This window comes from Streptomyces sp. DG2A-72 (assembly GCF_030499575.1).
In the GTDB taxonomy this organism is placed as follows: domain Bacteria; phylum Actinomycetota; class Actinomycetes; order Streptomycetales; family Streptomycetaceae; genus Streptomyces.
The window spans coordinates 3353076-3377745 of sequence record NZ_JASTLC010000001.1 but is presented as its reverse complement, the minus strand read 5'-3'; the positions used below and the strand labels follow the sequence as shown (position 1 = coordinate 3377745).

At 66.2% G+C, this 24670-nt stretch carries 18 protein-coding genes and 1 pseudogene; 17 read left to right on the top strand and 2 right to left on the bottom strand.

Translation table 11 applies throughout. The features are described 5' to 3' along the window. The first annotated feature begins 51 nt into the window (after positions 1 to 51). The 17 genes and pseudogenes from QQY66_RS16040 to QQY66_RS15960 all read left to right on the top strand — a co-directional run bounded on the left by QQY66_RS16040 (position 52) and on the right by QQY66_RS15960 (position 21746). Positions 52 to 2676 carry a valine--tRNA ligase gene (locus QQY66_RS16040; protein WP_301981023.1) on the top strand — a complete coding sequence of 875 codons (2625 nt, stop codon included), beginning with the start codon at positions 52 to 54 and terminating at the stop codon, positions 2674 to 2676. Positions 2677 to 2846: 170 nt separating this feature from the next. Further along, positions 2847 to 4331 (top strand): folylpolyglutamate synthase/dihydrofolate synthase family protein, encoded by a 1485-nt coding sequence (locus QQY66_RS16035; protein ID WP_301981022.1) that lies wholly within the window; start codon positions 2847 to 2849, stop codon positions 4329 to 4331. Between the two features lie 8 nt (positions 4332 to 4339). After that, positions 4340 to 4693: a DUF4233 domain-containing protein gene (locus QQY66_RS16030; RefSeq protein ID WP_301981021.1), complete on the top strand. Its 354-nt coding sequence runs from the start codon at positions 4340 to 4342 to the stop codon at positions 4691 to 4693. A 68-nt stretch (positions 4694 to 4761) separates the two neighbouring features. Further along, positions 4762 to 5175: a nucleoside-diphosphate kinase gene (ndk, locus tag QQY66_RS16025; RefSeq protein ID WP_301981019.1), complete on the top strand. Its 414-nt coding sequence runs from the start codon at positions 4762 to 4764 to the stop codon at positions 5173 to 5175. A 318-nt stretch (positions 5176 to 5493) separates the two neighbouring features. Continuing rightward, positions 5494 to 6513, top strand: a complete 1020-nt coding sequence (locus QQY66_RS16020) for a rod shape-determining protein (protein ID WP_301981017.1) — start codon at positions 5494 to 5496, stop codon at positions 6511 to 6513. A 135-nt stretch (positions 6514 to 6648) separates the two neighbouring features. Continuing rightward, complete coding sequence (gene mreC / locus QQY66_RS16015) at positions 6649 to 7596, top strand: rod shape-determining protein MreC (RefSeq protein ID WP_301981016.1); 948 nt, start codon at positions 6649 to 6651, stop codon at positions 7594 to 7596. 14 nt (positions 7597 to 7610) lie between these two features. Further along, a complete protein-coding gene (gene mreD / locus QQY66_RS16010; RefSeq protein ID WP_301981014.1) occupies positions 7611 to 8282 on the top strand; it encodes a rod shape-determining protein MreD in 672 nt (223 codons plus the stop codon). A gap of 80 nt (positions 8283 to 8362) precedes the next feature. Then, positions 8363 to 10606: a penicillin-binding protein 2 gene (gene mrdA / locus QQY66_RS16005; RefSeq protein ID WP_301981012.1), complete on the top strand. Its 2244-nt coding sequence runs from the start codon at positions 8363 to 8365 to the stop codon at positions 10604 to 10606. Then, the gene (gene rodA / locus QQY66_RS16000) at positions 10603 to 11799 is read left to right on the top strand and encodes a rod shape-determining protein RodA (RefSeq protein WP_301981011.1); all 1197 of its coding nucleotides are present in this window, start codon (positions 10603 to 10605) and stop codon (positions 11797 to 11799) included. The genes mrdA and rodA overlap by 4 nt, the downstream gene beginning before the upstream one ends. Before the next feature lie 91 nt (positions 11800 to 11890). Then, positions 11891 to 13411 carry a CYTH and CHAD domain-containing protein gene (locus QQY66_RS15995; protein WP_301981010.1) on the top strand — a complete coding sequence of 507 codons (1521 nt, stop codon included), beginning with the start codon at positions 11891 to 11893 and terminating at the stop codon, positions 13409 to 13411. Positions 13412 to 13491: 80 nt separating this feature from the next. Beyond that, positions 13492 to 15462: a TIGR03960 family B12-binding radical SAM protein gene (locus tag QQY66_RS15990; RefSeq protein ID WP_301981009.1), complete on the top strand. Its 1971-nt coding sequence runs from the start codon at positions 13492 to 13494 to the stop codon at positions 15460 to 15462. Between the two features lie 480 nt (positions 15463 to 15942). Next, positions 15943 to 16335, top strand: a complete 393-nt coding sequence (locus QQY66_RS15985) for a hypothetical protein (RefSeq protein WP_301981008.1) — start codon at positions 15943 to 15945, stop codon at positions 16333 to 16335. 59 nt (positions 16336 to 16394) lie between these two features. Further along, complete coding sequence (locus tag QQY66_RS15980) at positions 16395 to 17657, top strand: VanZ family protein (RefSeq protein WP_301981007.1); 1263 nt, start codon at positions 16395 to 16397, stop codon at positions 17655 to 17657. Positions 17658 to 17860: 203 nt separating this feature from the next. Further along, positions 17861 to 18724, top strand: a complete 864-nt coding sequence (locus QQY66_RS15975) for an SAVMC3_10250 family protein (RefSeq protein ID WP_301981006.1) — start codon at positions 17861 to 17863, stop codon at positions 18722 to 18724. Positions 18725 to 18972: 248 nt separating this feature from the next. After that, positions 18973 to 19509, top strand: coding sequence for a hypothetical protein (locus tag QQY66_RS15970; protein ID WP_301981005.1), 537 nt, complete (start codon positions 18973 to 18975; stop codon positions 19507 to 19509). 102 nt (positions 19510 to 19611) lie between these two features. Next, positions 19612 to 20936 (top strand): annotated as a pseudogene (locus QQY66_RS15965) (replication initiator). 324 nt (positions 20937 to 21260) lie between these two features. Beyond that, positions 21261 to 21746 (top strand): hypothetical protein, encoded by a 486-nt coding sequence (locus QQY66_RS15960; protein WP_301981004.1) that lies wholly within the window; start codon positions 21261 to 21263, stop codon positions 21744 to 21746. A 58-nt stretch (positions 21747 to 21804) separates the two neighbouring features. On the opposite strand, the gene QQY66_RS15955 is transcribed toward QQY66_RS15960, so the two are convergent. Next, on the bottom strand, positions 21805 to 23424 hold the full coding sequence (locus tag QQY66_RS15955; protein ID WP_301981003.1) for a recombinase family protein: 1620 nt from the start codon (positions 23422 to 23424) through the stop codon (positions 21805 to 21807). Positions 23425 to 23593: 169 nt separating this feature from the next. Next, a complete protein-coding gene (locus QQY66_RS15950) occupies positions 23594 to 24241 on the bottom strand; it encodes a dihydrofolate reductase family protein (protein WP_301981002.1) in 648 nt (215 codons plus the stop codon). Positions 24242 to 24670 lie beyond the last annotated feature (429 nt).

The following is a 24670-nucleotide window of genomic DNA, read 5'->3' as shown; positions in this document are numbered from 1 at the left end:
ACAGAAGAATCCCGTTTCGGGACACGCCCGCGACACCTCTAAACTGAGCGGGTGACCGAGAACGCTCAGCAGCAGCCACCAGCGCCCGACACCGAACTGCCGACCCAGTACGCGCCGGCCGATGTAGAGGGGCCGCTGTACGAGCGCTGGGTAGAACGGGGTTACTTCGAGGCGGACGAGAAGAGCGACAAGCCTCCGTACACCATCGTCATTCCACCGCCCAACGTCACCGGTTCGCTCCATCTCGGGCACGCCTTCGAGCACACCCTCATCGACGCGCTGACCCGTCGTAAGCGCATGCAGGGTTACGAGACCCTGTGGCAGCCCGGCATGGACCACGCGGGCATCGCGACGCAGAACGTCGTCGAGCGCGAGCTGGGCAAGGAGGGCAAGTCCCGGCACGACCTGGGCCGTGAGGCCTTCGTCGAGCGGGTCTGGCAGTGGAAGGGCGAGTCCGGCGGGCAGATCAGCGGTCAGATGCGGCGGCTCGGTGACGGTGTCGCCTGGTCGCGTGAGCGCTTCACCATGGACGAGGGCCTGTCCCAGGCCGTTCAGACCATCTTCAAGCGGCTCTACGACGACGAGCTGATCTACCGCGCCGAGCGCATCATCAACTGGTGCCCCCGGTGTCTGACCGCCATCTCCGACATCGAGGTCGAATACCAGGACGACGACGGCGAGTTGGTCTCCATGAAGTACGGGGACGGGGACGACGCGATCGTCGTCGCCACCACCCGTGCCGAGACCATGCTCGGCGACACGGCCGTCGCCGTTCACCCCGAGGACGAGCGGTACAAGCACCTGGTCGGCAAGCTCATCAGGCTGCCGCTGACCGACCGTTCCATCCCGGTCGTCGCGGACGAGCATGTCGACCCCGAGTTCGGCACGGGTGCCGTCAAGGTCACCCCGGCCCACGACCCGAACGACTTCGAGATCGGCCAGCGCCACGACCTGCCCGCCATCACGATCATGGACGAGCACGCCGTCATCACCGCCCACGGCCCCTTCCAGGGCCTGGACCGTCTGGAGGCCCGCTCCGCGATCGTCGCCGCGCTGCGCGCCGAGGGCCGGATCGTCGCCGAGAAGCGGCCGTACGTCCACTCCGTCGGCCACTGCTCACGCTGCAAGACCACCATCGAGCCGCGCCTGTCCATGCAGTGGTGGGTCAAGGTCGGCCCGCTCGCGAAGGCCGCCGGCGACGCGGTCCGCGACGGCCGTGTCAAGATCCATCCGCAGGAGATGGAGAAGCGGTACTTCGACTGGGTCGACAACCTCCACGACTGGTGTATTTCACGCCAGTTGTGGTGGGGTCACCGGATCCCGGTCTGGTACGGGCCGAACGGCGAGGTCGTCTGCGTCGGCCCCGACGACGAGACCCCGACCGGTGAGGGCTGGCACCAGGACACCGATGTCCTCGACACCTGGTTCTCCTCCGGCCTGTGGCCCTTCTCCACCCTCGGCTGGCCCGAACAGACAGAATCGCTCGCGAAGTTCTACCCGAACTCCGTCCTGGTCACCGGCTACGACATCCTCTTCTTCTGGGTCGCCCGGATGATGATGTTCGGCCTGTACGCGATGGACGACACTCCGCCGTTCCACACGATCGTGCTGCACGGCATGGTCCGCGACGAGAACGGCAAGAAGATGTCGAAGGCATTCGGCAACGTGGTCAACCCGCTGGTCTGGATGGACAAGTACGGCTCCGACGCCGTGCGCTTCACCCTCGCCCGCGGTGCCAACCCCGGCACCGACGTCCCGATCGGCGAGGACTGGGTCCAGGGCTCCCGCAACTTCGCCAACAAGATCTGGAATGCGACGCGCTTCGCGCTGATGAACGGCGCGACGGTGGAAGGCCCGCTGCCTTCTCAGGAGCAGATGTCGGCAACGGACCGCTGGATTCTGTCCCGTCTCAACTCCGTCGTCGCCGAAGTCGACGCGCTGTACGAGGACTTCCAGTTCGCGAAGCTCTCCGACGCGCTGTTCCACTTCGCGTGGGACGAGGTCTTCGACTGGTACGTCGAGCTGTCCAAGACCACGTTCAACGTGGGCGGCGAGTCGGCCGAGGTCAGCAAGCGCGTCCTGGGTGAGGTCCTTGACGTCACGCTGCGGCTGCTGCACCCGGTCGTCCCGTTCGTCACGGAGACGCTGTGGACGACGCTGACCGGCGGCGAGTCGGTCGTCATCGCCGAGTGGCCGAAGGACGGTGGCTTCAGGGACGCGGCGGCCGAGCGGGAGATCGCCGTTCTCCAGCAGGTCATCACCGAGGTCCGCCGCTTCCGCGCCGACCAGGGTCTCCAGCCCGGCCAGCGCGTCCCGGCCCGCCTCGCCCTCGACGGCACGGCACTCGTCCCGCACGAGCCGGCCATCCGCCAGCTGCTGCGCCTCCAGCCGGAGGGCGAGGGCTTCTCGGCGACGGCGACGCTGCCGGTCGCGGGCGCGGAGGTCGCGCTCGACCTGTCCGGCGTCATCGACGTCGCGGCCGAGCGCAAGAGGCTCGCGAAGGATCTCGCGGCGGCGCAGAAGGAGCGGCAGCAGGCCGAGGCCAAGCTCGGCAACGAGGCCTTTCTCGCAAAGGCTCCGGACCACGTCGTGGAGAAGATCCGCACGCGGCTCGCCAAGGCGGACGAGGACATCGCGCGGATCAAGGCGCAACTGGATCGCCTGCCGCCTGCGTAAGGGTTTCTACGTTGCTGAAGGCCCCCGGAGCTGCACGAGCACCGGGGGCCTTTGCCCACCTAGGGGCGCGGGGAACTGCGCGACCAGCCACACACAGCCGTCAGCCGCCCGACAACACAGCCACCCCACTCCGTAGGCACCCTGTCAGTCCACCTCCGTAGACTGACCCCGTGAGTGAAAGCGACCCGTTCGACGAGATCGTCGCCGCCGAAACCGACCGCGACCCCGACCTCGCGGTCATCGAGGCCGGCAGCCGCACCCTGCGCACCCAGGGCGGCCCACCGGATGCCGCCGTGCCCGCGCGCCCCGAGAACCCCGAGGTCGACAAGGCCCTCCGCGAGGTCGAGGCCGAGCTGGCGACCCGTTGGGGCGAGACCAAGCTGGAGCCCTCGGTCGCCAGGATCGCCGCACTCATGGACGTCCTGGGCGAGCCGCAGCGGACGTACCCCTCGATCCACATCACCGGCACCAACGGCAAGACCTCCACCGCCCGCATGATCGAGGCCCTGCTCGGCGCCTTCGAGCTGCGCACCGGCAGGTACACGAGCCCGCATGTGCAGTCGATCACCGAGCGGATCAGTCTGGACGGTGCGCCGATCTCCGCCGAGCGGTTCATCGAGACGTACCAGGACATCAAGCCGTACATCGAGATGGTCGACGGCCGGCAGGAGTTCCGGCTGTCGTTCTTCGAGGTGCTGACGGGCATGGCGTACGCCGCCTTCGCGGACGCGCCCGTGGATGTGGCGGTCGTCGAGGTCGGCATGGGTGGCTCCTGGGACGCCACCAATGTGATCGACGGTGATGTCGCCGTCGTCACCTCCATCGACCTCGATCACACCGACCGGCTCGGCGAGACGCCCGCCGCGATCGCCGGTGAGAAGTCCGGGATCATCAAGCAGGACGCGACCGTCATCCTTGCGCAGCAGCCCGTCGAGGCGGCGCAGGTGATGCTGAAGAAGGCGGTCGAGGTCGACGCCACGGTGGCCCGCGAAGGGCTGGAGTTCGGGGTGGTCGCGCGGCAGGTCGCCGTCGGCGGGCAGCAGGTCACCCTGCGCGGGCTGGGCGGCGAATACCCCGAGGTGTATCTGCCGCTGCACGGCCCCTACCAGGCGCACAACGCGGCCGTGGCGCTCGCCGCCGTCGAGGCGTTCTTCGGCGTCGGCGCGCAGCGTTCCGACCCGCTCGACATCGACCACGTCCGCAAGGCGTTCGCCTCCGTCGCCTCGCCGGGGCGGATGGAAGTCGTACGCCGTTCCCCGACGGTCGTCCTGGACGCGGCCCACAATCCGGCGGGCGCCCGCGCCACCGCCGAGGCGATCGGGGAGGCCTTCGACTTCAGCCGGCTGATCGGCGTGGTCGGGGCCAGCGGGGACAAGAACGTACGGGGGCTGCTGGAGGCCTTCGAGCCGATCTTCGCCGAGGTCGTCGTGACGCAGAACTCCAGCCATCGCGCGATGGACGCCGACGAACTGGCCGCGATCGCCGTCGAGGTGTTCGGGGACGACCGCGTGCAGGTCGAGCCGCGGCTGCCGGACGCGCTGGAGGCCGCGATCACGCTCGCCGAGGAGGAGGGCGAGTTCGCCGGTGGTGGTGTGCTCGTCACCGGTTCCGTCATCACTGTCGGCGAGGCCCGGCTGCTGCTGGGGAAGGGCTGAATCCACGCATGCGTACGCTCTGTTCCTCGACCCTGATCGCCGAGCTGTTCATCATCGGCTTCGCCGGTCTGGTCGCGATGAAGGACGACGATCTGTCCATGACCACGGTGTGGACGGTCAGCGGCATCGCGATGTTCCTGTGCCTGGTGCTGTGCGGCCTGGTGACCCGGCCCGGCGGCGTCGTCCTCGGCTGGGCCCTGCAGCTCGCCCTCATCGCCTCCGGCCTCATCGTGCCGAGCATGTTCTTCCTGGGGGCGGTCTTCGCGGTCCTGTGGTGGGCGTCGGTGCACTACGGGAGGAAGATCGACGAGGCGAAGGCCAGATTCGCGGCCGGCCAGGCGGATCAGCCTGACGCTGCGTAACAAGCACTCAGCCGCGGCCCGTATGCTCATTCCACCCCGCACAACCTTTGATTCAAAGGAGCTCGCTCGTGACCCAGCGCACCCTCGTCCTCCTCAAGCCCGACGCCGTACGTCGTGGCTTGACCGGCGAGATCATCAGCCGTATCGAGCGCAAGGCGGGCTGGCAGATCACCGCGCTGGAGCTGCGCACCCTGGACCAGGAGACCCTGGAGCAGCACTACGGCGAGCACAAGGGCAAGCCCTTCTACGAGCCGCTGGTGGAGTTCATGGCCTCGGGCCCGGTCGTGGCCATGATCGTCGAGGGTGAGCGGGTCATCGAGGGGCTGCGTGCCCTGGCCGGCCCGACCGACCCGATCGCCGCCGCTCCCGGCTCCATCCGCGGTGACTACGGCGTGATCGTCCGGGAGAACCTGATCCACGCCTCCGACTCCGAGGAGTCCGCCGAGCGCGAGGTGAAGATCTTCTTCCCTGGCCACGCCTGACCGTAGGCCCGTGCGTCACCGAGCCTTCATCTGAGAGGCCGTCAGTTCCCTCGTGTCACCCTGCTTGACCTGGGACGGCTGGCTATTTCCGGCCGTCCCCCGGCATATGCGTGCCGATCGGGGGAACGAGAGCCCCCGATGGACCGTCTGAGGCAGCGAGGCGGCTCATCATCTGCTGACAATGGCGAAGACCCTCGCGCAGTGTTCGGGAAGGCGCGTCTACGATGGAAGCCTTCACGTCACAGCACCCACTTCGCCGACCTGAAAAGCCCTCAAAAGCTCTGTGGGAAGGCCAGACGAATCCTGATGGGGAACTCAATGTCGTTCATCGGCCGTGACATGGCTGTCGACCTCGGGACCGCCAACACGCTGGTGTACGTCAGGGGTCGCGGGATCGTACTCAACGAGCCGTCCGTGGTCGCGATCAACACCAATACCGGTGGCATTCTCGCGGTCGGCGCCGAAGCGAAGAAGATGATCGGGCGCACGCCCGGCAACATCGTTGCCGTACGTCCGCTGAAGGACGGCGTGATCGCCGACTTCGAGATCACCGAGCGGATGCTCCGCTACTTCATCCTGAAGATCCACAAGCGGCGGTATCTGGCTCGTCCGCGGGTCGTCGTCTGTGTGCCCTCCGGCATCACGGGCGTCGAGCGCCGCGCCGTCATCGAGGCGTCGTCCCAGGCCGGCGCCCGTCAGGTGCACATCATCGAGGAGCCCATGGCGGCGGCCATCGGCTCCGGCCTGCCGGTCCACGAGGCCACGGGCAACATGGTGGTGGACATCGGCGGCGGCACCACGGAGGTCGCGGTCATCTCCCTCGGCGGCATCGTCACCGCCCAGTCCATCCGCGTCGCCGGCGACGAGCTGGACAACGCGATCATCCAGCACATCAAGAAGGAGTACTCGCTCCTGCTGGGTGAGCGGACGGCCGAGCAGATCAAGATCACGATCGGTTCCGCGTACGACCTCGATGCTGACGAACACACCGAAATCCGCGGCCGGGACCTGGTCTCCGGGCTGCCCAAGACCGTCGTCATCTCGGCCGGCGAAGTGCGCAAGGCGATCGAGGAGCCGGTCAACGCCATCGTCGACGCCGTGAAGACGACCCTCGACAAATGCCCGCCGGAGCTGTCCGGCAACATCATGGACCGCGGAATCGTTCTCACCGGCGGCGGTGCTTTGCTGCGCGGCCTCGATGAGCGGCTGCGCCGGGAGACGGGGATGCCGATCCATATCGCCGAGGATCCGCTGGACAGCGTGGCGCTCGGTTCCGGTAAGTGTGTCGAGGAGTTCGAGGCGTTGCAGCAGGTGCTCGACGCCCAGCCCCGCAGATGACGTAACTCTTCGATTCCGCCGTACGAGACGATCTCTTCTTGTACGGCGGATCGTTGATATAGAGACATAAGCTCACCCATAAACGCTGCTCTTCAACACCTGCACATTCCTAGAGGGAAGGCACGGCCGCCGCACGTGAGGGACACGAAAGAGAGTCGGCTGCTTCTGGTGCTGCTGATCGCCATCGCGTTCGCACTGATCACGGTGGACATCCGCGGCGGGGAGGATTCACCGGTCGACGGTGCGCGCCAGGGGGCGGCAGCCGTGTTCGGCCCGATCGAGGACGGGGTGTCCAGCGCGGTGGACCCGGTCGGCAACGCGGTCTCCGCGATCCGTGACTCCGGCGAGCGGCACGACCGGCTCGCCGCACTGGAGCAGGAGAACGCGGCCCTCAAGGCGAAGCTCGGCAGCGACGACCGCAACCGCAGCCGGCTGGCCCAGCTCGACAAGATGCTGAAGATCGCGGGCAAGGGCCAGTACGGCATCAAGGGCGCCGAGGTCATCGCCATAGGGGCGGCCCAGGGCTTCTCCTGGACCATCACCATCAACGCGGGCGCCAACGACGGCATCAAGCGCGACATGACCGTCCTCAACGGCGACGGCCTGGTCGGGCGCGTGACGACCGTCGGCCCCAACACGGCCACCGTGCTGCTCGCCAGCGACCCCGACTTCACCGTCGGCACCCGGATGGAAGCCAGCGACGAGCTCGGCTTCGCCTCCGGACAGGGCGACCGTCCGCTGCGCGTCGAACTCCTCAACGGCAAGGCCGAGGTGAAGAAGGGCGACCGGCTGGTCACCTTCGGCTCGCAGGCCGACAAGCCGTTCGTGCCCGGCGTCCCGGTCGGCGTGGTCTCCCGCGTCGACCCCTCCGGCGGCGACCTGACCCGCACGCTGTACGTCACGCCGTATGTCAACTTCACCAAGCTCGACGTCATCGGCGTGGTCGTCGAGACCCCGAAGCAGGATCCGCGCGACACGGTGCTGCCGGACAAACCGCAGCCCACCCCCACGCCTACCGTGACGGTGACGGTCACGCCGTCCGCCGAAGCGCCCCTCGACGGCCAGTCCGAGCAAGAGCAGTAGGAGCTGAGTCCCACATGCGCGTCAACCGGATCCTGCTCTCCTCCTCGCTCGTCGTCGTCGCCCTGGTGCTCCAGGTGAGCGTCCTCGCCCGCCTCCACCTCCCGGGCGCTGTCCCCGACCTGCTGCTGCTCACCGTCCTGGGCCTGGCCCTGGTGTACGGCCATGTCGGCGGCGCCCTCGTCGGCTTCGGCGCCGGTCTCCTCGCCGACCTCGCCCCGCCCGCCGACCACGCCGCCGGCCGCTACGCGCTGGTGCTCTGTGTCATCGGCTATCTCGCCGGGCTCGTCAGACCGGAGAACGGCCGGCTGAAGTCGGCCACCGGCCCCATGGTCGTGGTCGCCGCCGCCGCCATCGGCTCCACCCTGCTCTACGCCGGAGTCGGCGCCCTCGTCGGCGACACCGCCGCCCGCCATGTCGGCCTCGGCAGCCTGCTGTTCACGGCCGCGCTGTACGACCTGCTGCTCGCCCCCTTCGTCGTCCCCGGGATCATGGCGCTGGCCCGGCGCGCGGAGAACGATCCGCTCGCCGACACCACCTCGGCCGCCAAGTCCGCCGACATCTCCACCGGCTGGCTCTCCTCCGGCACCGGCCTGCGGATCGGCGGCCAGCGAGGCGGCCTCAAGGTGAAGGCGGCCCGCGCGCGGGTGGCCCGCGCCGGACGCATCAAGGGGGTCAAGCGGCTGTGATCCCAGGAGAGTTGGCGGCAGCCCACACAGGTCCGTCGGATATGAAGACGTCGCACACGTACTGAGAGGGGGAGGCAGCAGTGACCAACATCCCGGAGACCGGCCGGACGCCACGCGTGCAGATCCGGCTCGTCGTCATCCAGATCCTTGTCCTCTCCCTGCTCGGCACCCTCGGCGGACGCCTGTGGTACCTGCAGATCCGGGAGGGCGACGAGTACGCCAAGGAGGCGTCCGGCAACCACGTCCAACAGGTCGTCCAGCCCGCCGTACGCGGCTCGATCCTGGACGCCCGCGGGGTCGCCCTCGCGGACAACGAGACCCGGCTCGTGGTGTCCGCCTCGCGCACCGAGCTGCTGAAGATGAAGGACGACGGCAAGGCCGTCCTCACCAAGCTCGCGAGCGTGTTGGGCATGAAGCCCAAGGAGGTCATGGACAAGGTCCGGCTGTGCGACGCGAAGACGCCGCAGCCCTGCTGGAACGGCTCGCCGTACCAGCCGATCCCCGTCACCGACGAGGCCACGCCCCGCCAGGCCCTGCAGATCCGTGAGCGCTCCGAGGACTTCCCCGGCATCACCGCCGAGCCGCAGGCCGTACGCCGGTACACGAGCCCCGGCGAGGCCAACACCGCGCAGGTCCTCGGCTATCTGTCCCCCGTCACCGACGAGGAGATCACCAAGGCGCAGGACACCGACTCGCCCTATCTGCGCTCCGACCAGGTCGGCCGCTCGGGCCTGGAGCGCGCGTACGACAAGGAACTGCGCGGCAAGGCCGGCGTCACCCGCTACGAGGTCGACAACCTCGGCCGTGTCATCGGCCAGGCCGAGGCCGACGCCGCCCAGCCCGGCGACAACCTCGTCACCAGCATCGACGCCCGGGTCCAGCGGGTTGCCGAGTACGAGCTGAACGAGGCGATGAAGAAGGCCCGCGACGTGTTCGACGACAACACCGGCGAGAACTACAAGGCGGACTCCGGTGCCGTCGTCGTCATGGAGAACAAGACCGGCCGCGTCGTCTCCATGGCGTCCAACCCGTCGTACGACCCCAACGCCTGGGTCGGCGGTATCTCCGCCAAGGACTACACGCGGCTCACCGGCAAGGCCTCCAACTACCCGCTGCTGAACCGGGCCATACAGGGTCAGGCCGCGCCCGGCTCGATCTTCAAGGTGGTCTCCACGGCCGCCGCGGTCGAGGCGGGCTACCCGTTCGACGGCAACTACGACTGCTCCAGCTCCTACTCCGTCGGCGGCCAGGTCTTCAAGAACTTCGAGTCGCAGAGCTACGGCCCGATCGACCTGGGCCGGGCCCTGGAGGTCTCCTGCGACACCGTCTTCTACGGCCTCGCGCACAGCGAGTGGAAGAAGGACGGCGGCATCAACCCGAAGAAGGGCGAGCCCAAGGACTACTTCTTCAAGGCCGCCCACCAGTTCGGCCTCGGCAAGGAGACCGGCATCGACCTGCCCAACGAGGTCACCGGCCGCGTCCCCGACCGCCAGTGGAAGCAGTCGTACTGGGAGGCCAACAAGGACGCCTGGTGCAAGACGGGGAAGAAGAACGGCAGTTACGTCGAGAAGATCTCGTACGAGAACTGCCTCGAGGGCAACAAGATGCGCGCCGGTGACGAGATCAACTACTCCATCGGCCAGGGCGACACCCTCGTGACCCCGATCCAGATGGCCACCATCTACGCGGCCATCTCCAACGGCGGCACCCTGTACGACCCGACCGTCGGCAAGGCGATCATCAGCGCCGACGGCAAGACCATCTCGCCGATCAAGCCCTCCTCGCACGGCAAGCTGCCCGTCAGCCGCAAGACCCTCGCCGAGATGAACGAGGCCCTGGCCGGCGTCGCCACCCGCGGTACCGCCGCCTGGCGGTTCGGCGGCTGGCCGCAGGACAAGATCCCGATGCACGCCAAGACCGGTACCGCCGAGGTCTACGGCAAGCAGACGACGTCGTGGTTCGCGACGTACACCAAGGACTACACGGTCGTCATGACGATCTCCCAGGGTGGTACGGGCTCCGGCGCCTCGGGCCCGGCCGTCCGCAACATCTACGACGCGCTGTACGGCGTGTCCGACGACGGCGAGATCAACCCGAAGAACGCGCTGCTGCCCACGCCGCAGAAGAGCCTGCCGAAGATCAAGACGGACGGTTCGATCACCGCGCCGAAGGTCAAGGGAGACCCGGCGAAGGAGCAGCAGGCCAGTCAGAAGGGGGAGGCCGAGCCGGACGCGACCCAGCAGGCGGCGACCGTGCGGACGCCGGCGACGGGCAACCGTGACACCCGCAGGAGGCACAGACGCCGTCGCAGGAGGCGCACATGACCGGCAACAGCTTCTCCGTCTCCGGGTACGGGCCCAAGCGCGCGGGCTGGACCCGGCTGTTCGCCCGTGACTCCCTCGCGCGCCGGCTCGACTGGCCGATACTGCTGTCGGCCATCGCGCTGTCGCTGATCGGAGCGGCCCTCGTCTACTCGGCGACCCGCAACCGCACCGAGCTCAACCAGGGCGACCCGTACGACTTCCTGATCCGGCATCTGCTCAACACCGGCATCGGCTTCGCCCTGATGATCGGCACGGTCTGGCTCGGCCACCGCACCCTGCGCACCGCCGTGCCGATCCTGTACGGCCTCTCGGTGTTCCTGGTGCTGCTGGTGCTCACCCCGCTCGGCGCGACCATCAACGGCGCCCACGCCTGGCTCGTCCTCGGCGGCGGCTTCTCGCTCCAGCCCTCGGAGTTCGTGAAGGTCACGATCATCCTCGGCATGGCGATGCTGCTGGCGGCACGGGTGGACGCGGGCGACAAGCAGTACCCGGACCATCGCACGGTCATGCAGGCGCTCGGCCTGGCCGCCGTGCCGATGCTGATCGTGCTGCTCATGCCCGACCTCGGCTCGGTCATGGTCATGGTGATCATCGTGCTGGGCGTGCTGCTGGCCTCCGGCGCCTCCAACCGCTGGGTCTTCGGGCTGCTCGGCGTCGGTGTCGCGGGCGCGATCGCGGTCTGGCAGCTGGGCGTGCTGGACCAGTACCAGATCAACCGCTTCGCCGCCTTCGCCAACCCGGAGCTGGACCCGGCCGGCGTCGGCTACAACACCAACCAGGCCCGTATCGCGATCGGTTCGGGCGGACTGACGGGCTCGGGCCTGTTCCACGGCTCGCAGACCACCGGTCAGTTCGTGCCGGAGCAGCAGACCGACTTCGTGTTCACGGTCGCGGGGGAGGAACTGGGCTTCGTCGGCGGCGGCCTGATCATCGTGCTGCTGGGCGTGGTGCTGTGGCGTGCGTGCCGGATCGCCCGTGAGACGACCGAGTTGTACGGCACGATCGTCGCCGCCGGGATCATCGCCTGGTTCGCCTTCCAGTCCTTCGAGAACATCGGGATGACGCTCGGGATCATGCCGGTGGCGGGGCTGCCGCTGCCGTTCGTGTCGTACGGCGGCTCGTCCATGTTCGCGGTGTGGGTGGCAGTGGGACTGTTGCAGTCGATTCGGGTGCAACGACCCATGTCGGCGTAAGTCATTCAACCTCCCGGAACCCTGACGTTCATTCGTGATTCACCTCCTGTAGGCACTGTCATCTGATCCCGACTGCCACTAGATTCAGTCCATGGCGGACACGAAGCGCGAAATCGAGCGCAAGTATGAATCCGACGAGAGCGGTCTGCCCGACCTCACCGGCGTCGCCGGAGTCGCGGCCGTCATGGACAAGGGTGTCGCCGAACTCGACGCCACCTACTACGACACGGTCGACACCCGTCTCGCGGCGGCTTCGATCACCCTGCGCCGCAGGACCGGCGGCTCGGACGCCGGCTGGCATCTGAAGTTCCCGGTCGGCCCCGGGGTCCGGGACGAGATCCAGGCACCCCTCTCCGACGCCTTGCCGCGCACCTTCGCCGGGCTCGTCCGCTCCCGCGTCCGGGACTTGGAGCTGGTCCCCGTCGTCCGGCTCCGCTCCGCCCGCGACGTACGCGACCTCCTGGACGCCGACGGCCGGCTGCTCGCCGAGGTCAGCGTCGACGCCGTACGCGCCGAGCGGCTCACCGAGGGCGGCGGCACCGCCCAGTGGACCGAGATCGAGGTGGAACTCGCCGACGGCGGCGACCCGGCCTTCCTCGACAAGGTGGAGAAACGACTCCGCAAAGCGGGCGTACGACCGTCCGCATCGCCCTCCAAGCTGGCACGCGCGCTGGCCGACACGGCCCCCAAGAAGAAGCGGCGCAAGGACAAGCAGGCCCCCGCACCCGAGACCGCCGCGCCCCGGACCGCCGGGGACCATGTGCTGGCCTATCTGCGGGCCCAGCGGGACGCGATCGTCGAGCTCGACCCGGCTGTCCGGCGGGACGTGTACGACTCCGTGCACCGCCTGCGCGTCGCCACCCGCCGGATGCGCAGCGCCTTCAGGTCGTACGGCAAAGTCCTCGACCGCACCGTCACCGACCCGATCGGCGACGAGCTGAAATGGCTCGCCGGCGAGCTGGGCGTCGACCGCGACCAGGAGGTGCTGACCGAGCGCCTCACCGCCGCGCTCGACGAACTGCCCAGGACCCTGATCTCCGGCCCCGTCCGCACCCGGCTGCGCACCTGGTCGCACGCCCGGCGCGGCGGCTCCCGGCGGCGGCTGATCGCCGTACTGGACGGGAAGCGGTACCTCGCACTGCTGGAAACCCTCGACGCCCTGATCGCCGACCCGCCCCTGCTGGAAGCGGCGGCCGGCAGTCCGGAGAAGGTGATCGGGAAGGCCGTACGCAAGGACTTCTCGAAGGTGTCCGAGCTGATCGAGGAGGCCCTCGTTCTGCCCTCGGGCCATGACCGCGACGTCCCGCTGCACGAGGCGCGGAAGAAGGCGAAGCGGACCCGCTATTCGGCCGAGTCCGCGCTCCCGGCCCTCGGCGATCCGGCCTCCGCCCTGCTGAAGTCGATGAAGTCCCTGCAGAACCTGCTCGGCAACCACCAGGACAGCGTGATGACCCGGGAGGCCCTGCGGGAGCTGGCGCAGCAGGCGCACGCGGCGGGGGAGAGCGCCTTCACCTACGGGCTGCTGTACGGCCGCGAGGAGCAGCGCGCCGCCGCGGACGAGGCGGAGCTGCCCGGACTCTGGGCCGAGATCAAGGCCCTGACGGACATCTGAGCGGGCGGGGGAGGTCGTCGGCCGCGTTAGGCTGGATGGCCACCCCCGTCAGTACAGTCCAGCTCACGAAGGTTCGCGAGATGCCCTCCGAAGTCGCTGCGGCCGCAGAATCCGTGTTCCCGCAGCTCGAAGCTCTGCTCCCGCATGTGCAGAAGCCGATCCAGTACGTCGGCGGAGAGCTCAACTCCACGGTCAAGCCGTGGGAGTCGTGCGACGTCCGCTGGGCCCTGATGTACCCGGACGCGTACGAGGTCGGGCTGCCCAACCAGGGCGTCATGATCCTCTACGAGGTCCTGAACGAACAGCAGGGCGTCCTCGCCGAGCGCACCTACAGCGTCTGGCCGGACCTGGAGGCGCTGATGCGGGAGCACGACGTCCCGCAGTTCACGGTGGACAGCCACCGGCCGGTGCGCGCGTTCGATGTCTTCGGGCTCTCCTTCTCCACGGAGCTCGGCTACACGAACATGCTGACGGCGCTGGACCTGGCGGGCATCCCGCTGGAGTCGAAGGACCGTGGACCGGACGACCCGATCGTCCTGGCCGGCGGCCACGCCGCCTTCAACCCCGAGCCGATCGCCGACTTCATCGACGCGGCGATCATCGGCGACGGCGAGCAGGCCGTGCTCGACATGACGCGGATCATCCGCGAGTGGAAGGCGCAGGGGCGTCCCGGCGGCCGGGAGGAGGTCCTGTTCCGCCTCGCGAAGACGGGCGGGGTGTACATCCCGGCGTTCTACGACGTCGAGTACCTCCCGGACGGCCGCATCGCCCGCGTCGTCCCCAACAAGTCGGGTGTCCCGTGGCGTGTGTCCAAGCACACGGTGATGGACCTGGACGAGTGGCCGTACCCCAAGCAGCCGCTGGTGCCGCTGGCGGAAACGGTCCATGAGCGGATGTCCGTCGAGATCTTCCGCGGCTGCACCCGCGGCTGCCGCTTCTGCCAGGCGGGCATGATCACCCGCCCGGTCCGTGAGCGTTCCATCACGGGCATCGGCGAGATGGTCGACAAGGGCCTGAAGGCGACGGGCTTCGAGGAAGTGGGCTTGCTGTCCCTGTCCTCGGCGGACCACTCGGAGATCGGCGACATCGCGAAGGGGCTCGCGGACCGCTACGAGGAGGACAAGATCGGCTTGTCCCTCCCGTCGACGCGTGTCGACGCCTTCAACGTGGACCTGGCGAACGAGCTGACGAGGAACGGCCGGCGCTCGGGCCTGACCTTCGCGCCGGAGGGCGGCTCGGAGCGCCTGCGCAAGGTCATCAACAAGATGGTGTCCGAGGATGACCTCATCCGGACGGTGGCGACGGCGTACGGCAACGGCTGGCGCCAGGTGAAGCTGTACTTCATGTGCGGCCTGCCGACGGAGACGGACGACGACGTCCTCCAGATCGCCGACATGGCGATGAACGTGATCCAGAAGGGCCGCGAGGTGTCGAAGTCCAACGACATCCGCTGCACGGTCTCGATCGGCGGCTTCGTCCCCAAGCCCCACACCCCCTTCCAATGGGCCCCCCAGCTCTCCGCCGAGGAGACGGACGCCCGCCTCGAGAAGCTCCGCGACAAGATCCGCGGCGACAAGAAGTACGGCCGCTCGATCGGCTTCCGCTACCACGACGGCAAGCCGGGCATCGTCGAAGGCCTGCTCTCGCGGGGCGACCGCCGCATCGGCGCCGTCATCCGCGCGGTCTACGAGGACGGCGGCCGCTTCGACGGCTGGCGCGAACACTTCTCCTACGACCGCTGGATGCAGTCCGCCGACAAGGCGCTGGCCCCCTTCGGCGTCGACGTCGACTGGTACACCACCCGCGAACGCAGCTACGAGGAAGTCCTCCCCTGGGACCACCTGGATTCGGGGTTGGACAAGGACTGGCTCTGGGAGGACTGGCAGGACGCCCTCGACGAGACGGAGGTCGAGGACTGCCGGTGGACGCCGTGCTTCGATTGCGGGGTGTGTCCGCAGATGGATACTTGGCCACAAGTAAGTAACAGCGGGAAGAAGTTGCTGCCGCTGACGGTCAAGAAGGATGCTCCGACCAGCGGACACGCTCACTGACGTGAGTGAGGCGTTGCGGCGCATCGTCGACGTCTTGGCGGACAGCAGCGAGGAAGAAGCAGCTGCCGTACTGAAGGCCCTCGGCGCTCAGGTGCGGCGGCGGGGCTCTGTACGAGACACGCCCAGAACCCCGCTGCCGTCTTCTGTAGGCGTTCCGAGCATCCATTCAGAGGTGGAGTGGGTCTGATAGTCCGACGCCCTTCAGGCGGCTGTTCGTAGCCTCTGTGACTCAGGGGCAGTTCGGCCTGTTCTGAGTCGCAGATCAGGGACGAGGCTGGAGCGTTTGACCTTGCAGGGTCCAGCCTCCGTCTGGATCTCGACCGGGGAACCTCATGTGAAGTCGATCAAGCCATCCTGCGAGATCGCTTTGAGTCAAAATTCCGCCGGATCTGGCTTTTGTAGTCCACAGCCTCTGGCCTTCCCTGGGTTGTTGATCTTGTGACTAACGCAGGTCAACCTTGACTAAGAGGGGGAATGGCCATGTTGCGTAAGAAGTTGGTCGTCGCTGCCATGACGAGTGCGCTCGTGATGACAGGAACGAGTGCGTTCGCCTTCGGTACGAAGAGCACGGCGCTATCGAACGGGACTCTGAGCGTCTCCGCGAGTGACGGCTGTCAGGTGAGCGGCAACTGCACCCTGTATTACTCCTCCACGACGTACAAGAAGACCGGGGGCAACAAGGTAACGATTCAGCTGGCCATGGACGACGGGAACTCGCTCTTCCTGGACACTCAGAAGTCCATATCCTCGGGCCAGACGCTCTCGCACAGCTGGGGCGGAAAGAGGAAGTCCGACACGGAATCCTGTGACATTGCCGGGTACATGAAGGCCAGTACCGGCAACTACTACACCCCGAACGTGGACGTCTGTTAGATTCCGCAGCAGCCGGGGCGCAGGTCAGCGCCCCGGCCTCCTGCTGTGAAGGTCCTCTTGTGATTGAAGCATCTATCGCTGCGGTGCCAGGCCTGATTGTTACCTTCCTGGTTCTCGCCGCTATTGTCGCGGTGCCGACGGCTCTTGTGGCCAAGGCCAGAGACAACCCATGGCCACTGCCGGTGGTTCTCGCCGTCTATATCGCTGGCATTCTGGCAGTCACCCTCCTGTCCGGCAATGCCGGCTTGGAATCGAACCAATGTGACACCGGCGCGCCCATCCACCTGTTCACGTCCGCGAGCTCCCTGCTGAACGTCGCTCTTTTCACGCCGGGTGCGCTGCTCGCTGTCGTGCTGTACAAGCGGCCAGTCACAGTTGCTGCGGTGTTCACGTCCCTGAGTGCAACCATTGAGCTTGTTCAGTCCGTGGCAAACCTGGGCCGTTCGTGCAGCGTGACAGACATCGCAGCAAATGCGACAGGAGCCATATTGGGTTCGGTAATGGGGACCCTCTGGCTGTATTGGCGGCGGCAACAACTGGGCCGTCCCGTCCGTGACCTGCTCTGGGGATCGTTGCTTGCAGTAGTCGGCACGATCGCTCTTGTGGGGTTCTTCCAATCTCGGATTCAGTCAGTCGATGTTGTTGCCAAGGACGATCAGCGGCACGACCGCGCGGAGGCGGCCATTCAAGCCGATGAGTGGATCACCGGGGCCGCCAAGGGAATCTTCGGTGCTGATACCCAGACCCGCGAGACCGCCACAGAGAAGGACGGGAACCGTCTTAAGATCACCGCTGAGACAAATCATGGGTCGATTTCTGGCTGGTGGCCCCAGAAGGATTTGGAGCGCGCGTGGTCTTCGAATACACGTGGCGATGAAGGAAACCTCAGCGAAAAGCAAGTAGCGGCGGCTGCTGATGATTTCGCCCGCAAGTGGTTCCCGAAGGACGTAGTAGGAAGCAAACAGCGAATCCGCACTCTCGGTGACGGGCCAACGCGTGCTTACGCCGTGGTTTACCGGCGATATACCAAGGATGGGGTCATGATGCCCATGCGCCTTGACCTCACGATCACTACGACAGGACGTGTCATCGGCTTCGTGGCCAAGACTGTCGACGACCCGTCGCTTGAACGGGTAAAGATCGACGAGGCCGAGGCCAGAGCCCTCGTGCGCAACGTGACTGGCCTGCCAGCCGATAAGGGTCTGCTCCTCGCCCAACAGGTAAAGGGCGAGTGGCGCCCGGTCTGGCTCATCGGCAGCGGCAAAGAGGACATTGCCATCGACGCCGCGACTGGTGCACGCGTGACTGTTACTGACTACTGAGCTTGAACTCACAACCGATCCATTCCGATGTGGAGTGGTCTGAGGTCAGCAACGGCGCCAGAGCCATGCGGGATGGCTCTGGTTGGCCGTGTGTTGACCGCGAGTGAGTAGTGAGTCGGCTCACCCCCTACAAGCACTCACGTAGGTGCAGTGCTTCAATGTTCCCTGTGCCATGAAGTCAATGTGCAGAGGCAGGGGGCAGTGTGCGCTTCAGCGAGATGATCTACTTCTCTCGTCGACGACTCGATGCTTTCTTTCCGGAACGAACTCCGGGCATGTCGCCCTCTTGGAACGTCGAAGTTGATCTTCAGGTGGCAACGATAGGGATCGGTCCCGGTGCTCCCCTCACTCCAACCGAGGTAGAAGTGCGACGGCTTCGAAAGGTGCGGCAGCACCTGGAGCGGGAGGCTTCGCACTTCTACGCACCAGATCTGAAGACTGGCGACTGGGTCTACTTCGATTTGGAAATGGGCTGGGGGACGTCGCACGAAGACAGCGCCTTGCCGGACCTCGACGACGTGCTCTTGTTCTGCGGATCCCTGCCGGGTGATCGCACGGGCGGCCCTGCCACGGTTGATCTCATGCTGTGCGGTGCAACTGAGCATCTATTAGAGCGGACCGCTACAGTTGGCCGTCTGGGCTCCGGTACAAGGTGGCTACACAACCTCATCCTCAAAATCGATGAGCAGGATGACGTCGGTGCGGCTGGAATCCCAGAGGAACTGACGCAGCGGGCGCTTTCTGTGCCGAGGATCAATCGGCCCGAACAGATAGCAAGAGACGTTTTCCGCATCGCCCAGAAGCACCACTCCCCTTTGCAGCGTGCGAGGGTGCAAGGGCTGGCACGGGTAAATTTCAATCTCCCGAATGGCGAATGGACTTCCCGCCTGATCATGGCTACACCGCTGTATGTCCAGTACGCCGCTCCAAAGTCTTTGCGATGGATCACGAGGATTCGACTTCATCGTGATCTTTGTCTTCGGTACGGTCGACCGTGGTGGAAGTGGCGCCCCGACCTACCCACACGAGATCGAGGGCGCTTCTATGATCCAGCCGCAGCCGAGTAGACAAGGCTTGTTCGCCGATTGAGGGAGAAATGAGAACACGGCAATTATCTCGCCGCTTTCGACGTCCTTCTCATGTAAGTGTGCTTTCCTCGGCGTCCCTCAGGCGTGCTCGGGGAAGCAATAAAATCAGCGATCGAAGGGCTGAGAACGGCGGCGACAGTTGGGTAAAGGCAGCCACCCTAGTTACAACCGCAGTCGCTGCTCTAGGGCTCGCTTTTACTGCATGGAGTACCTATTATGGTGCCCGAGTGGCTGACGATCAGTTGGAGCAATCGCGAGATCAGCAGAACCGTGAAGAGCGCAGGCAAGCGGCAATGATTTCTTTCTGGACCGAGGGGGATGAAAAGAGAGGGAAAGTAGCCATCCTGAACCGATCGCTCGACCCAATATATGGTGTCCGTGTGGAGTTTTCTTTGATCACGAATAGGCATTTTGACTTCACGGAACGCATCTCGACGTACCGGCAGGTGGTGCTTCCTTGTGCGCGACTTGAGATCCCCATACGTCTCGCGTGGGAATGGGCGTCGCGTGAAGAGAACAGAGGCTTGTGGGACGTTGCCGATCAGGAATACATCCAGAATGGCCTAAGGGTTACCGCTCTGAGCTTCGTCGACGCCTATGGAATTAAGTGGGTGCGATTACCAGGGCAATTTGCGAACGATGACTACACCGGCGGTGCCTCTCTTCTTAAGGCAGGTGAGGAAGTGAGTGTGTCCTTTATGGACGTTTCCGATGATGGATCACACGACAAGGCCATGAAGGCTGAGGGCTGCTCCGGGTCCTGACCCCTCCGCTGGTGGGGTGGACACGCTCCGCGCTTCGGTCGGTACGGTCGAGGTCGTGTCCGGTGCACGTCGGGTCAGCTCCCCGAAGCAGACCGCGACGCCATCCGCATCGCCCAAGACCCAAACTTTCCGCGCTGGCTGGAGCAGATCACCGCAACCGGCGGCTGCTCCCACCCCGTCCACCTCTCCGGCTCGACCACCACCCTGGACGGCACAACCGGCGAGATCCTCCGCCACTACGACACTCGCGACGAACCCGGCGAACGCCTCCTCGTCCGCTGCCGCAACCGACGCGCAACCGTGTGCCCGGCCTGCTCCCGCTTCCACGCAGGCGACACCTTCCACCTCGTCCGCGCGGGCCTCCTCGGCGGCAAGAATGTCCCCGCGACGGTCCGGCACCGGCCCCGGCTCTTCGTCACCCTGACTGCCCCGTCCTTCGGCCCGGTCCACCGTGCCGGGGAGTATGTCGTCCCCGCCGCGATGGCGGCGTCTGTGAACACGGACGCTCCCTTGGCTGCGGCGACGTCCACGCCCCAGATGCGCTGGTTGTCGGCCAACCGCTCTGCCCCGACTGCTACGACTACACCGCCCACGTGCTGTGGCACGCGCACGCCTCCAAGCTGTGGGACCGATTCGTCATCGACGTCCGGCGGCGCATCGCCTCCTCGGTCGGCCTTGTACAGTCCCACTTCGCCCGGCACGCCCGGCTGTCCTTCGCCCGCGTCGCCGAGTACCAGAAACGCGCCGCTGTCCACGTCCACGCGATCATCCGCCTCGACGGCCCGAGCGGACCCGACGACGAGCCCCCGGCCTGGGGCACTGCGCAACTGCTCACCGATGCCGTACGTAGATCCGCCCGGCGGGTCCTGATCCACACGCCCTAAAGCCCTGCCGTGGGTGAGCTGGTGCTGCGATGGGGAGCCCAGATCGACGCCCGTCCGCTGCGCCCCGATAGCGGCGGGCCGGATGATGACGTCGTGGCCGCGTACGTGGCCAAGTACGTCACCAAGGGAGCGAGTGAGACAGGCGCCGGCATCGACCACAGGGTCACCACCTGGGACGACGTCGACGCGGCATCCGTAAGCGAACATGTTCGCACCCTGATGCGTACCTGCTGGCGCCTCGGCGCACTCTCCGAATACACACCCCTACACCTGCGCACCTGGGCCCACACCATCGGCTACCGCGGCCACATCCTCACCAAGTCCCGCGCCTACTCCACGACATACGAGGCACTGCGCGTCGAACGCGCCCACCACCTCGGCCACGCCGACATCCCCGAGACCGTCACCGATCGGCACTGGCGCTACGTCGGCTCCGGCCACACCCCCGGCGCCGCACTCATCGCAGCCGGAATCGCCGAAGACCTCTCAGTGTCCAGGCGGCTCTGCGCGGAGGTGAGACAAGAAGGGGAGTGGGGCCGATAACTCCACTACCCGACGTTGAACCCCAGCAGCTTCGGCGCTCGGCGCTGCCCCGGGCTGGCGACGACAGGGCTTCGAGTCTGATCGAAAGCGAAATAGTGATCGTTGATGACGACGGCACGGAAGAGCCGTTCGATCCAGCGTCCTGGTTCGAATAACAAGTAATCATATTTAGCGAGTCGGTGGTAGCCGATGGGGGTGCAGGTGATGCTTGTGAAGGCCAGGAAGAGGCTGGCCTGCGGTGACTGGTACCCGTGCTTGGGAACCGGGGTCCCACCAGCTCTGTCTATCCGGTGCGGAGGTTTCTGGGCGAAGGGATGGAATCGGATGATTCTCAATATCGTGGCGATCAGCCTGTCAGTACTGGCACTGCTGAGTTCGAGCTACTTCGCCTTCCAGCAGGTGTCGTCCATGAAGCGCGCCAACTACCTTCCTGCGTACGTGGCGTTGCTCGATGACTTCCGGTCAGCGAAGTTTCATCAACACCATCGGTACGTCATTCATCGGCTCGGAGCCGATCACGATCCTGATCTCGGCATCTCCGGCCTGCCTACGGAGGCTCAGGAGGCCATCTATGACGTGGCCTTCTTCCTCCACAACTTCGTAGTGCTCAAGCGGTTGGGCATCATCGACGACCGCTACTTGATGACGCTCAACAACAGGATCGTCCGCACGTGGGAGGCGATCGGCCCGTTCGTGCGGCGCGAACGCGAGCTGGTCCCGATACCTCATCTGCTGCGGATTCTTGAGGACTATGCGGCGCTTGCCGCCGTCGTGCCACCCGACTCGGGCTCCAGCCTGCTCCGGCCCTGAGCAAGCAACTTCACGTGACTCGGGAAGGCGGTCGCGTCGTGTGGTGGCAGAGTCGGGGTCAGAAGACCTGCGCGAAGTCGTCTTCCTTGAGTACCAGGCGGTCCCGCACGTCCTTGGGGATCATGAGCTTCATGTGGATGTGCGGAGCGCGTACGCCCTTCACCTTCGTCCGCTTGATCTTGCACTGCACGCCGACCCGGAGTAGATCGGCGGCCATGGCTTCCATGCCGCCTTCCTCCCACTGGGCGCGGAACGACTTGCCGTTGTGTACCGCGATCCACCGGTCCTTGGTCGACTCGGGGTCGATGGCCTCCAACTGCTTGATGAGGTCGTCCAGCGTCTTCTCGGCCTGCTCCTTGGTGAACCGGGTCTTCGTGAAGCGGCCTCCCGGCTCCAGGCCGGTCATGTAGTAGCTGACGGACTCTTCGAGGCGCTTCTGTTCCTTGCGGGCCTCGGCCCCCTGCCGGTACTCGCGGGTCATGACGGGCTCGTCGCCCAGAACCCTCAGGACGTCGTCGACAAGCTTGCTGTAGATCGCCTCGGGGTTCGGCGCGCCCTGGCCTCCGCTCTTGCACTTGCCGCATCGCAGGTAGGAGTACAACCGACCTTCGGTGCGGGTGTTCTGCACCGTCATGTTGGTGCCGCAGTCATGGCAGATCAGAACCCCGAGGAACTTCGTTGCCCCCTCCGGGTTTCGGGTCGGTTGATCCTTCCCGTTTTGATCCAGTACGGCTTGGAGGCTGTGGAACTCATCCTCGGTGAAGATGCCATCGGCAACGCGGATGGGCTTTCCGTCGTTGCCCAGAACGATCTTCGAACGGCGGACGCCTCCGTTCTTGTCCTCCTCTACGCGGTACCCCATGAGCGCCGGGTTTCGGAGGCGCCGGAGCAGGGTCGTCGCCGTCAGCCCGGGACCGCAGAGCCCGGATCGGACGAGGACCTTGGCCATGCGCCGGGCGGACGCACCGTTCGCCCTCAGCGCTGCGTTCCGGCACCAGTGCAGTGCCTTGTACGCGTTGCGGTTGATCACGAGAACCACCTTCCCGTTCTCGTCCACCGCCGTCTCGTAGCCGAACGCTGGCTTGCCCACAAGCCAGTTGCTCTGTGTCTTGGTGTAGTCCCAGAGGCTCGCGACGCGCGTACTCGTGTTGGCCGCTTCGATCTCGGCAATGCCGCCGACGATCGTGACCATGATCTTTCCGGCCGTCGTGGTCAGGTCGATCGAGTCGTTCTTGGAGACCAGGTTTTTCCCGTACTTCAGGCACCAGTCGATCATGGTGCTCAGGTCTGTGAGCCGTCGTACGAAACGGTCCAGCTTCCAGAAGAGCAGTACGTCGAACTCTGGCGCCCGGTTGTTCAGCCAGTCCCCGAGCTCCTTGCGCCTCCACGGGGGCACCTTCGTCGCCGACACGTTGAGGTCGCTGGCGACACCGACGACTCGATAGCCGCGCTCCCTGGCGAGGATCCTGAGATCAAGCTCTTGCCGGACCGGTGATGTCGTGTCGTCGGTGAGGACGGACAGGCGCACGGACAACAGGGCCCTTGGGGCGTCGTCGGGTAAGAGGGCGTCCGCTCTCTTCAGTTCCTCTAGAAGTGCAAGATCCGCTTCGCTCCACTCGGCCTCAACGGCGTACTGCTGCCGATCAGTTGCTGCCCTAGTCCTCGTTCGTTTTCCCATGTCAACGACGGTAGTGTGGATTTAACCCCGTTGGTATATGGCCCAGATGGACACGTCCATTCAAATCGGGCCTACGGGGAAGAAGTTGCTCCCGCTGACGGTCAAGAACTCCGCGACCAGCGGTCACGCTCACTGAATCCGCCTGCGCGGCGCGGGTCGCTGACGTGGTTCAGAGGCCCGCGCGGGTGAAGGTCACGTGCGTGACTCCGCTGGGCGAGGAAGCGGCCTCGATGTTGTAGTCCTGCTCGGTGGCCTCCAGTCCGTCCCAGAGGCGGACGCCTCGGCCGAGCAGGATCGGGGTCACCACGACGTGCATGTGGTCGATGAGGCCGGCGGCGAGGAAGTCGCGGATCACGGTGGGTCCGCCGCCGATGCGTACGTCCTGGCCGCCCGCGGCCTCGCGGGCCGTCTCGAGCGCCTTGGCGGGCGAGGTGTCGAGGAAGTGGAAGGTCGTGCCGCCCTCCATCTCGATCGGCGGGCGCGTGTGATGGGTGAGGATGAACGTCGGTGTGTGGAACGGCGGGTTGGGCCCCCACCATCCCTTCCAGTCCGGGTCCTCGTGCCATCCGGGGTAGCCGAACTTGCCGGCGCCCATGATCTCGGCGCCGATGCCGGGCTCGAACTGCCGCGCGAAGGCGTCGTCGAGGCCGCGGGTCCCGCCGGGACGGCCGGTCATGTTGTGCCAGAACCCGGTGGTGAACATCCACTCGTGCAGCCTTTCGCCGGCGTGGCCGAACGGTGCGTCATGGCTCTGACCGTCACCGGTGCCGAAGCCGTCGAGGGAGATGGAGAAGTTGTGGACGCGGGCGAGCGACATGGCTGGTGCTCCCTTCCGTCTGCTGATCACGACTGCTGATCGAGCTTCGCTGGTGCAGCTCTTCACGAAGCGTGTCAGATCTTCATGAAGCGTGTGAGCTCTTCGTGAAGCGATGATGGCCGTCCCGTGCAGCCGCCCCAGGTGGTGGCTGACCGAACCGGGACCCCTCCCGTCTGTGAGCGCATAGCGTCCGCAAGGAGGAGTCGGCGGGAACAGGGCTCATGTTGGGCGCGGGCTGGGGGAAGCGATGGTCGGGATCGCTGTGGTGTTCTTTGTCGTCGCCGCGGTCCTTCTTGTGATGACGCTGATCGGTCCGCGGCGGCTCTTTGAGAGGGGGATGGAGCAATACCGCGCCCCCGAAGCGGCTGCCAGGGCGCTCACACCGTCCGACGAGCAGTTCCTCTACAGGCGCATCGCGGGGGTGGTGGG

Coding starts and splice junctions, on each gene's coding strand:
- QQY66_RS16030 (WP_301981021.1), top strand. CDS start 4,340: ATGCGTACGCTCTGTTCCTCGACCCTGATCGCCGAGCTGTTCATCATC.
- QQY66_RS16020 (WP_301981017.1), top strand. CDS start 5,494: ATGTCGTTCATCGGCCGTGACATGGCTGTCGACCTCGGGACCGCCAAC.
- mreD (WP_301981014.1), top strand. CDS start 7,611: ATGCGCGTCAACCGGATCCTGCTCTCCTCCTCGCTCGTCGTCGTCGCC.
- rodA (WP_301981011.1), top strand. CDS start 10,603: ATGACCGGCAACAGCTTCTCCGTCTCCGGGTACGGGCCCAAGCGCGCG.
- QQY66_RS15995 (WP_301981010.1), top strand. CDS start 11,891: ATGGCGGACACGAAGCGCGAAATCGAGCGCAAGTATGAATCCGACGAG.
- QQY66_RS15990 (WP_301981009.1), top strand. CDS start 13,492: ATGCCCTCCGAAGTCGCTGCGGCCGCAGAATCCGTGTTCCCGCAGCTC.
- QQY66_RS15985 (WP_301981008.1), top strand. CDS start 15,943: ATGTTGCGTAAGAAGTTGGTCGTCGCTGCCATGACGAGTGCGCTCGTG.
- QQY66_RS15960 (WP_301981004.1), top strand. CDS start 21,261: ATGATTCTCAATATCGTGGCGATCAGCCTGTCAGTACTGGCACTGCTG.
- QQY66_RS15955 (WP_301981003.1), bottom strand. CDS start 23,424: ATGGGAAAACGAACGAGGACTAGGGCAGCAACTGATCGGCAGCAGTAC.
- QQY66_RS15950 (WP_301981002.1), bottom strand. CDS start 24,241: ATGTCGCTCGCCCGCGTCCACAACTTCTCCATCTCCCTCGACGGCTTC.